We start from the raw sequence: 11,716 nt of genomic DNA on the forward strand, positions 1-11,716 counted from the left end.
GTCAAATAATAAAATACAATGGAATAGAAGGTTTTAATTTAACAGTTGTATAATAAAGGGTCAACCAGTTATGGATGCGATCGCAAATTTGTCAGGTTATGAGATTACAGAGAAACTTTATGTAGGTACACGTACCCTAGTCTATCGAGGCATCCGTACCCGTGACCAATACCCAGTCGTAGTCAAACTGCTGCGAAACAAATACCCCACCTTCAACGAGCTCGTCCAGTTTCGCAACCAATATACTATTGCCAAAAATCTCGACTTCCCTCACATCGTCAAAGCCCTGACGCTGGAAGTCTACCAGAATAGCTATGTCTTAATAATGGAGGACTTTGGCGGAGTCTCCCTATGTACTTATCTCAAAACAGCAACAAATGAAACCCAACCATCTGAAGCTTTACCTTTAGCAGAATTTCTCCAACTCGCCATACAACTAACAGACATTATTCACTATCTATACCAAAACCGAGTTATTCACAAAGATATTAAACCCGCTAATATTCTTATTAATCCCGACACCAAAAAAATTCAACTAATTGACTTTAGTATTGCATCCCTCCTACCACGAGAAACTCAAGAAATCCAGAATCCCAATATTTTAGAAGGAACCTTAGCCTATCTCTCTCCCGAACAAACTGGACGGATGAATCGAGGCATTGACTATCGTAGTGACTTTTATTCTCTGGGTGTGACTTTTTATGAATTGTTGACAGGACAGTTGCCATTTATCTCGGATGATCCGATGAAATTGGTGCATTGTCATCTCGCCAAACAGTCGATACCCATTCATCAAATAAATCCACAAATTCCCCTAATTTTATCAAAAATTGTCAGTAAGCTGATGGGGAAGAATGCCGAAAAGCGCTATCAAAGTGCATTAGGACTAAAGTACGATTTAGAGATTTGTTTAGTTCAATTACAAAAAACCGCCACAATAGAACATTTTGAACTCGGAAAGCGAGATATTAGCGATCGCTTTACTATCCCCGAAAAGCTCTACGGTAGAGAAAAAGAAGTTGATCAACTATTAGCTGCCTTTGAGCGAGTCAGCCTGGGAGCAACAGAAATGATGCTAGTAGCAGGTTTTTCGGGAATTGGGAAAACCGCTGTTGTCAATGAAGTTCATAAACCAATTGTCCGTCAGCGCGGTTATTTTATCAAAGGCAAATACGATCAATTTCAACGCAACATTCCCTTCAGTGCCTTTGTGCAAGCCTTCCGTGACTTAATGGGTCAATTGCTATCAGAATCGGATACCGAACTGCAAACATGGAAAACCAAGATTTTAGCAGCAGTAAGAGACAACGGACAAGTCTTGATTGACGTGATTCCTGAGTTAGAACGTATAATTGGCGCTCAACTTCCTGCAACAGAATTGTCAGGAAGTGCCGCCCAAAATCGCTTTAATCTGGTAATGCAGAAATTCGTGCAAGTTTTCACGAGCAAAGAACATCCTTTAGTGATGTTTTTGGATGACTTGCAATGGGCGGACTCAGCCTCCCTAAATTTGCTACAATTATTGATGAAGGATACAGGATATTTATTAGTATTGGGGGCCTATCGAGATAATGAAGTTTCGCCCGTGCATCCATTTATTTTAACAGTGAATGAGATAGTTAAAACTGGGGCAACAGTGAATACGATTACTTTGCAACCCTTAAGCCAACCAGATATGAATTTGTTGGTGGGGGATACGCTGAATTGCGAATCATCACTTGCCCAACCTTTGACAAAATTAGTCTATCAAAAAACTCAGGGAAATCCTTTCTTTGCCACTCAGTTTCTCAAGGCCTTACATGACGATCGGCTAATTAGCTTTAATTGGGATATTCGGCATTGGCAGTGTAATATTGCCCAAGTCAAAACCTTAGCTATCACTGATGATGTCGTTGAATTTATGGCATTACAGTTGCAGAAGTTTCCCAGAGAAACTCAGGATGTTCTCACATTAGCTGCTTGTATAGGAGCGCAGTTTGATTTGAATACCTTAGTAATTGTCAGTGAGAAATCTGCTGGAATGACGGCTACCGCTTTATGGAAAGCATTGCAGGAAGGTGTGGTGATTCCCACAACCAAAATCTATAAGTTCTTTACCCAATCGGATAGTGATGAAGTTTTCCAGGCTTCAGCTAATCCAACTTATCGATTTTTACACGATCGCGTCCAGCAAGCCGCATATTCACTCATTCCCGCTTCACAGAAAAAAGCAACGCATCTCAAAATTGGACAATTACTTCAGCAAAAATCTTCAAAAATAGAGCAAGAAGAAAAACTGTTTGATATTGTCGGACATTTGAATCGAGGAATTGAGTTAATTACCCAACCGAGCGAACGAGAAGCCTTAGCTAAACTGAACTTAGAAGCAGGTTGTAAAGCCAGAAAATCTACCGCCTACACAGCAGCTAGAGTTTATCTGCAAACAGGCATTGATCTACTAACAGCCAACTGCTGGCAAAGCCAGTATGAATTGACCCTGAACCTCTATGTTGCTGCTACCGAAACCGCTTATTTGAATGCTGACTTTGACGGCATGGAACAGATTGCAGCACAAGTGTTGCAAGCAGCCCAGACAATCTTAGACAAAATCAAAATTTACGAAATTCAAATCGCTGCCCAGACAGCACAAAGCAAGTCACTAGAAGCCATTGCAGTAGCAACAGATGCACTCGGGCAATTAGGGATTGAACTACCCACTACACCTGATGAAGCTTTGATTAGCCAAGCGCTACAAGCTGTTGCCCGCCAACTTCAAGGTAGGCGGATTGAAGACCTAGTTAATCTGCCGACGATCGCTGATGCCAAGGTTCAGGCTGCCATGCCACTGTTAGGAACGTTATATTCTCCCATCTTTCTGGGAATGCCGGGTTTGCTGCCCCTACTTAGCTGCAAGATGGTAAGTTTATCGCTCTCCTTTGGGAACACGCCAGCATCGACGGTGGGGTATGGCATTCACGGACTGGTGTTGTGTGCCTTTTTGGGAGATGTGGAAACGGGGTATGCCTTTGGTAAATTGGCTCTTTCATTGCTTGATAGGTTCAATGTCCGGGAATTCAAGTCCATGATTCTGAATCTATTTGGAGCCTTTATTCAGCATCGCAAAGAAGCCATGAGGGCAGTGATGCTGACGACGAAAGATAGCTATACGGCTGGCATGGAAACTGGCGATTTTCTAAGCGCTGGCTACAGCATGGTCACTTACAGCTATATGAACTTTTTCAGTGGGGTAGAACTGAGCAATTTGGAACCAGAAATTGCAAGTTACAGCACCGCGTTGGCTCAGGTAAAGCAATATTCGGCTCAGATTTATGTAGATATGGTGCGGCAGACGGTGAATAACTTAAGGGAAGTCGAGATTGTATCGGATTGCTTAATCGGCGAAGCCTACGATGAAACAGTGATGATGCCCAAGCATAATCAGGATTATGAATTCACTGCCATCGCGGAGGTTTATATCTACAAACTGTTGCTTGCTTACTGCTTTGGTAACTACAAAGAGGCGAGCAATTACATTAGCCAAGCCGAGCCATATTTGATAGCTGTACCGGGATGTATTTTTATTCCCATTTTCCATTTTTATGCCGCTCTCACGTACCTGGCGATTTTACCAACACAGCCAGAAATTGAGCAAGCTGATATTCTGGCCTCTGTGGAAATCCATCAAACGACTCTGCACGAGTGGGCGCAAAATGCTCCCATGAATCATCTGCATAAGTGGTATTTAGTTGAAGCAGAACGGCAGCGGGTTTTGGGTTACAAGGCAGATGCACTGGAAATGTACGATCGCGCGATCTCCCTCGCTCAAGAAAATCTATTCATCAACGAAGAAGCCCTCGCCAACGAACTCGCAGCTAAATTCTACTTGGAATGGGGCAAAGAAAAAGTAGCTCAAGCCTACATGATTGAAGCGTATTATTGTTATGCCCGATGGGGTGCTAAAGCCAAAATTGACGATTTGGAAAAACGTTATCCTCGCCTACTCGGTATTATCCTTCAGCAAGCTCAAGCCTTTAGTTCATTAAAGGAAACGATCGCCCGGGGAACGATTAGTTCTACTCACTCTTCTAGCAGCAACTCTGAATTTCTAGATTTGCCTACTCTGATCCAAGCCTCTCAAGCCATTTCTGGGGAGATTGAACTCGATAAACTCCTGACTACTCTCCTAAAAATAGCGATCGCGAATGCTGGGGCAACTAAGTGTGTCTTATTGCTCAAACAAAAACAGTATTTACAGGTAGTGGCTCTTGTAGCAGAGGGACAGGAACCTGAGCTATTACCATCAATACCTCTAGAATCAAGTCAGGATGTAGCGATTAGTTTGGTCAATACTGTCAAGCGTAGTTTGAAACCTGTGGTAATAGTTGATGCTAGGGTAAGTTTCCAGGTTGCGAGCGATCGCTATATTGAACAGCACCAGCCGATCAGTGTTCTTTGTATTCCAATCCTTAATCAAGGGCAGTTGATAGGAGTTTTATACCTGGAAAATAACCTGACGGTTGGCGCATTTACGAGCGATCGCATTGAAGTGCTAAATTTGCTGGCTTCTCAAGCTGCAATTTCTTTAGAAAATGCCCGTTTGTATCAAGAATCTCAACAAGCATTTACCGAACTCAAACAGGCACAAATAAAAATAGTTCAAAGCGAAAAGATGTCAGCATTGGGAAACTTAGTGGCTGGGGTTGCTCACGAAATTAATAATCCGGTTGGTTTTCTGGTTGGTAATATTCAACCCGCCTTAGATTATATCAAAGATTTGTTTGGATTGCTCGATTTGTATGAACAAAAATATCCGCAACTCGATCCAGAAATTCAAGAAGAAATCGAGAACATCGATCTGGAATACATCCGGGAAGATTTACCGAAATTAGTAGGTTCGATGCGGGAAGGTGTGAAGCGGATTCGGGATATTAGTACAAGTCTACGGACATTCTCCCGTGCGGATACTAACTATCCCGTAGCTTGCAATATCCACGATGGCATCGATAGCACTATTATGATCCTGAAACATCGCCTCAAGGCTAACGAAACTCGTCCAGAAATCAAAGTGATTAGGGAATACGGTAATTTACCACAAGTTGAGTGTTATGCCGGACAGTTGAATCAAGTATTTATGAATTTGTTAGGTAATGCGATCGATGCTTTGGATGAATCAAATCAAGGACGACATTATGCAGAAATAGTCAATGAAATTACCATTAAAACCGACGAATTTTATGGTGACAAAAAACAAGCGAGGATTCGCATTAAAGATAACGGTGTGGGCATAAGTGAAGCAGTGCGAGAGAGGATTTTTGATGAGTTATTTACTACCAAAGAAGTAGGGAAAGGGACGGGGTTGGGATTGGCGATCGCACGGCAGATTGTGGTTGAGAAACACGGCGGTACAATCGAGGTAAATTCTGTATTGAGAGCAGGGACGGAGTTTACAATTTTATTGCCGATGAAAGGATAAGACTATTATCTTGATAGAGTAGAGCGCCATCTTTCTCTTCAAAAGTGAAAAAGAATAAAAGCGGTAGAGTCTGTCGCTTGGGATTTCGCAGTTTTATTTTCCTCAGACTAGACCAATAAAAGTGTATAATTAGTTACAATAGTCAATGTCTGAGATGGGGTAATCCAGATGAGTGCAGCAGTGGATTTGACGAAGCGAGTTTCAGGATATCATCTGGTTGAGCAATTATACTGTGGTTCCAGAACCCTAGTTTTTCGAGCCATTCGAGAAACAGATCAGCTTCCGGTTGTCATTAAACTATTAAATCGAGACTATCCCAGCTTTACCGAACTGCTGCAATTCCGCAACCAGTACACCATCGCCAAAAACCTACGTCTGCCGGGAGTCGTTGAACCCTACAATTTAGACTCCTATCGCCACAGCTATGCCCTAGTAATGGAGGATTTTGGGGGCATTTCTCTGCGAGATTACGCCCAAGAGGCCTCGCTGACTCTGGCAGAAATATTGGAAATTGGCATTCAAATAACTGACATTCTCCATGGACTCTATCGGCATCGAGTCATCCACAAAGATATTAAGCCAGCTAACGTCCTAATACATCCCGAAACTAAACAAATTAAACTCATAGACTTTAGCATCGCCTCCCTACTTCCAAGAGAAACTCAAGAAATTCAACATCCCAACGTTTTAGAAGGAACCCTCGCCTATATTTCTCCCGAACAAACCGGACGAATGAACCGAGGCATAGACTACCGCACCGACTTTTATTCTCTGGGAGCCACCTTTTACGAACTGCTGACAGGAAAACTGCCATTTGAATGTGACGACCCCATGGAGTTGGTTCACTGCCATATTGCCAAACAACCTCCTGCAATAAACAGCCAAGAAATTCCGCAGGTGATTTCGGATCTGGTGATGAAGCTGATGGCAAAGAATGCCGAAAAACGCTATCAAAGTGCCTTGGGATTGAAACATGACTTAGAAAGGTGTTTGCAGCAGTGCGAAGAAACTGGAAAGATAGAAACTTTTGAGTTAGGAACGCGGGATGTATGCGATCGCTTCCTGATTCCAGAAAAACTTTACGGTCGGGAACGAGAAATACAGCAACTTTTAGCAGCCTTTGAACGAGTAGCACAAGGCAACAGCGAAATGATGCTGGTTGCAGGCTTTTCCGGCATCGGAAAAACCGTTGTCGTCAATGAAGTTCACAAACCAATTGTCCGACAGCATGGCTATTTCATAAAAGGAAAATTTGACCAGTTTAATCGCAATATTCCCTTTTCGGCATTTGTGCAAGCATTCCGCGATTTAATGACACAATTGCTCAGTGAAAGCGATATCCATATCCAAGAATGGAAAAACAAAATTTTAGCAGCAATTGGTGACAACGGACAAGTCATTATTGAAGTCATTCCCGAACTAGAACGGATTATCGGACAACAACCCCCAGCCCCAGAATTATCAGGGATAGCTGCTCAAAATCTGTTCAATTTGCTGTTCCAAAAATTTATCTCTGTTTTTACCACAAAAGAGCATCCCTTAGTGATGTTTCTGGATGACTTACAATGGGCGGATTCCGCATCTTTAAAGTTGATGCAGTTGCTCATAGGTGAATCCCAGTCCAGTCACCTGCTATTAATTGGAGCCTATCGAGACAATGAAGTTTCCGCTGCCCATCCCTTGATGTTGACCCTAGATGAAGTCACTAAAACAGGGGCAACTGTCAGTACCATCACACTTGCAGCTCTGGCTCGAACCAGTTTGAATCAATTAGTAGCAGATACGCTGAATTGTTCTCCTAGGTTAGCAGAACCGCTGACGGAATTAGTGTATCAGAAGACAAAAGGAAACCCATTTTTTGCGACGCAGTTTCTCAAGGCATTGCATCAAGATGAATTGATTATTTTCGATATTAAAGAAGGATATTGGCAGTGCGATATTAGCAAAATTACAGAAGCAGCACTGACGGATGATGTCGTTGAATTCATGGCGCAGCAGTTACAGAAATTACCCGTGGAAACTCAGGAGGTTTTAAAATTAGCCGCTTGCATTGGCAATCTGTTCGATCTGACAACATTAGCAATTGTTTCGGAAATCTCGGAGACGGAAACGGCAACGGCTTTGTGGAAAACTTTACAGGAAGGTTTTGTTTTACCTCAGAGTGAGATTTATAAATTTTATGTAGGGGAAGAAGACCAGATCGATCGAGCTACTTCTCAAACAGTTGCCTATCGTTTTTTGCACGATCGCGTCCAACAAGCTGCCTATTCTCTCATTCCCGACAAGCAAAAACAAATTACCCACTACCATATCGGGCAACTACTGCTCCAACAAATTTCCCCCGAAGCCACAGAAGAACGCATTTTTGAATTGGTCAATCAATTAAACTATGGAACGGCTTTAATTGCACAACAAACCGAACGCGACGAACTCGCCCAACTCAACCTTACTGCTTGCCGCAAAGCCAGATCGGCAACTGCCTATCACGCAGCCCGCGAATATGCCACAGTGGGGCTGAAACTGCTGGCAACTGACTGTTGGCAGAATCAATACGAACTTACTTTAGCTTTGTCCGAGTCGGCTGCAGAGACAGACTATCTCAACGGCGAGTTTGAGACAATGGAAGAATTAATTGAGGAGGTATTGCGAGAGACGCGCTCGCTATTAGACCAAATCAATGTTTACGAAGTCAAAATACAAGCTTATACAGTTCAAAAGCAATTTATAGAAGCGATCCAAACTGCTTTTGCTATTTTAAAATTATTGGAAATAAGCTTCCCCGAATCGCCAACAGATGCAGATATTCAACAGGAATTTGCGTTAACTAAATCTCACTGGAGCGAGCTGGAAATTAAAGAATTAATCCATTTGCCAGAAATGAAGGAGCCGGAAAAAAAAGCAGCTTTACGCATTCTCAACAGCATTGTTTCGCCAGCCTATATCGCTCTCCCTCAATTTTTACCCCTAATTGCCTGTGAGCAAGTGAAACTATTAATTAAAAATGGCAACGAGCCGAATGCTGCTTTTGCTTATGGGAATTACGCCGTAATGCTTTGTGTGATAGTTGGAGACATTGAATCAGGTTATCAATTTGGTCAACTGGCTTCCAGCCTCTTGTGTAAATTCAATGCTAAAGAAATTACAGCCAAGGTAGTTCTGTGTACCGACGGAGATATTAAACATTGGAAAGAACCCGCCAGAGAAACTATTAAACCTTTACTTTCAGCCTATCAAATCGGTTTAGAAACGGGAGATATACTTTTTGCTACATATTGTGCTTTTTACGGTTTTTGTAATTCGTATTTCGCTGGCACAAACTTGACAGAACTAGAACAGGAAGTAGCAAGTTACAGTCAGGCATTTCGGGAACTAAAACAGGACACTGTTTTGTCGTGGAACGAACTTCATAGGCAGGGAATTTTAAACTTAATCAAACCCAGTATCAATCCAGGTTGCTTGGTGGGGGAAGCTTACAACGAGGAACAATATTTACCAGTTCATTACTCTGTCAATGATCGCCTCGCTCTCCATATCATACATAGCCACAAACTAATCTTAAATTATTTGTTTGAAAAAGTAGATGAGGCCGTGGAAAATGCCACCACCGCCGAAAAATATTTAAATGGAGTCACGGGGATGTTTGTGATTCCCGGATTTTATTTATACGATTCCTTAGCTCGATTGCGATGGTTAAATAATCGGGATACTGTCAACATAGAAACCCAACTAGCAAAAGTCGCAGCCAATCAGAAAAAAATGCAAACATGGGCTAGTCATGGGCCAATGAACCATTTGCACAAATTTAATTTGGTAGAGGCGGAAAAATGTCGAATTTTAGGAAAAAAAGCCGAAGCGCTCGAACTGTACGATCGCGCGATCGCAGGAGCCAAGGAAAACGGTTATATCCAAGAAGAAGCGATCGCCAACGAATTAGCTGCCAAGTTCTACCTTGACTGGTGCAAAGAAAAAGTTGCAGCCAGCTATATGCAGGAAGCCTATTACTGTTATGCCCGTTGGGGTGCACTAGCCAAGGTTAAAGACTTAGAACAACGCTATCCCCAATTACTTCAGCCTATCCTGAGTCAGCCCAAACTTCGCTTTAATCCTCTAGAGACCCTGGCAACGATTAGCCACTCTTCGCAGACTTCCAGTAATAGCAGCACCAGTATTTCCGAGGCCCTTGATTTCGCATCTATTGTGCAAGCTGCTCAAGCTTTATCCAGTAAAATTCAGATTGATGAATTGCTCGCCACCCTCAACCAAATTATTTTAAAAACTTCGGGCGCAGAAACTTGTGCTTTGCTACTCCCCCATCAGGATGAATGGCAAATCCGGGCAATAACTCACATCAATCCAGATAACGAGTTACCCACAACCTTACTGCAAACCCAACCTCTAGATGGCTCGGCGGTGATTCCGCTCAAGCTAGTTTATTATGTCAAAAATACCCTGCAAACTGTCGTTATTGAAGGCGGTAAGACCGATATTCCGGGTTTAATGAATGACTGTATGCTCCAGTATCAGTCTCAGAGTATGCTGTGTACTCCGATTCTCGATCGCGGGAACTTAGTTGCGATACTTTATCTCGAACATCGATCGACAAAAGGAGTGTTTACTCGCGATCGTCTCCTCGTCCTCAACTTCCTCTGCACTCAGGCTGCCATTTCCCTAGAAAATGCGCGATTGTATCAGCAAGCGCAGGACTACGCCCATCAGGTGGAACAATCACAACTGCAATTAGTACAGAGCGAAAAAATGTCGGCATTGGGGAATTTAGTGGCCGGGGTTGCCCATGAAATTAATAATCCAGTTGGATTTATTTCTGGCAATATTCATGAAGCGATCGCCGCCGTCAAAGATATTACAGAATACTTGCAACTCTATAAAGAAAAATTTCCCAGTCCGGGTGAGGAGATTGAAGAAAAAGCTGAAGAGAGCGATATCGAATATCTCTTAGAAGATTTACCCAAAATGTTGAATTCGATGAAAATCGGGTGCGATCGCATTCAAGGTATCAGCACCAGTCTCCGCACCTTCTCCCGAGCTGACAAAGATTACAAAGTTCCTTTCAATCTTCATGACGGAATTAACAGTACGATTTTGATTCTCAAACACAGATTGAAAGCGAACGAACAGCGTCCAGCGATTGAAGTTGTGAAAGAGTACGGGAACTTGCCTTCAGTGGATTGCTTCCCCGGACAATTAAATCAGGTGTTTATGAATATATTGGCTAATGCCATTGATGCACTGGAAGAATCAAATCGGGAACCGAGTTTAGAGAAGACTAAAGCCCCAGCCAAGTGCATCACGATTCGCACAGAAAGACAGTCTAAGGAGTGGGTTACAATTCGCATTTATGACAACGGGCTAGGGATATCAGATGAGATAAAAGGTCATATTTTTGACAACTTATTTACAACTAAAGGTGTGGGTAAAGGGACGGGATTGGGTTTGGCGATCGCACGGCAGATTGTAGTTGAGAAACACGGCGGTACAATCGAGGTAAAATCTGTACGGGGAGAAGGGACGAAGTTTACTATCTCATTGCCTACAAACGGATGAATTTAATTATGCGATCGCCGCATTTAACCCTTACAGATAGAGGCGCACATTAATTTTTAGCAGTCAATATTTGAGATTAGGATAGCCAAAATGAATGCAGGTATAGATTTAACCAGTCCAATTGCCGGATACCGTCTAATCGAGCAACTGTACAGTGGTTCTAAAACCCTGGTTTATCGAGCCATTCGAGAAATTGATCGGCTTCCAGTTGTCATTAAACTATTAAATAGAGACTATCCCAGTTTCAGCGAACTGCTGCAATTCCGCAACCAGTATACCATCGACAAAAATCTACGTCTGCCGCGAGTCGTTGAACCTTACAGTCTGGAATCCTACCGCAACAGCTATACCCTAGTGATGGAGGATTTTGGTGGCATTTCTCTACGGCAATACGCCCAAGATCGATGCCGAAGACGGGTCGGTGAAGCACCTACGCTGACTCTGGCAGAAATATTGGAAATTGCCATTCAAATAACTGACATTCTTGACGGACTGTACCGAAACAGAGTCATCCACAAAGATATTAAGCCAGCTAACGTCCTAATACATCCCGAAACCAAACAAATTAAACTCATAGACTTTAGCATCGCCTCCCTACTTCCAAGAGAAACCCAAGAAATTCAAAATCCCAACGTTTTAGAAGGAACCCTCGCCTATATTTCTCCCGAACAAACCGGACGAATGAACCGAGGCATAGACTAC

The 11,716-nt window shown here is 42.8% G+C and carries 3 protein-coding genes; all 3 read left to right on the forward strand.

Translation table 11 applies throughout. The features are described 5' to 3' along the window. The first annotated feature begins 70 nt into the window (after positions 1–70). Complete coding sequence (locus tag QUA36_RS20000) at positions 71–5,452, forward strand: AAA family ATPase (RefSeq protein ID WP_333458835.1); 5,382 nt, start codon at positions 71–73, stop codon at positions 5,450–5,452. Between the two features lie 168 nt (positions 5,453–5,620). Continuing rightward, a complete protein-coding gene (locus tag QUA36_RS20005; protein WP_333458836.1) occupies positions 5,621–11,014 on the forward strand; it encodes an AAA family ATPase in 5,394 nt (1,797 codons plus the stop codon). 90 nt (positions 11,015–11,104) lie between these two features. Beyond that, positions 11,105–11,716: protein kinase domain-containing protein (locus QUA36_RS20010; protein ID WP_333458837.1), on the forward strand; the 612-nt coding region annotated here is incomplete at its 3' end.

It is taken from the genome of Microcoleus sp. Pol10D4 (genome assembly GCF_036701555.1).
Lineage (GTDB): Bacteria > Cyanobacteriota > Cyanobacteriia > Cyanobacteriales > Microcoleaceae > Microcoleus.

Bases quoted from the DNA above. Each gene is read 5' to 3' on its own strand.
- QUA36_RS20005 (WP_333458836.1), top strand. From the start codon at position 5,621: ATGAGTGCAGCAGTGGATTTGACGAAGCGAGTTTCAGGATATCATCTG.
- QUA36_RS20000 (WP_333458835.1), top strand. From the start codon at position 71: ATGGATGCGATCGCAAATTTGTCAGGTTATGAGATTACAGAGAAACTT.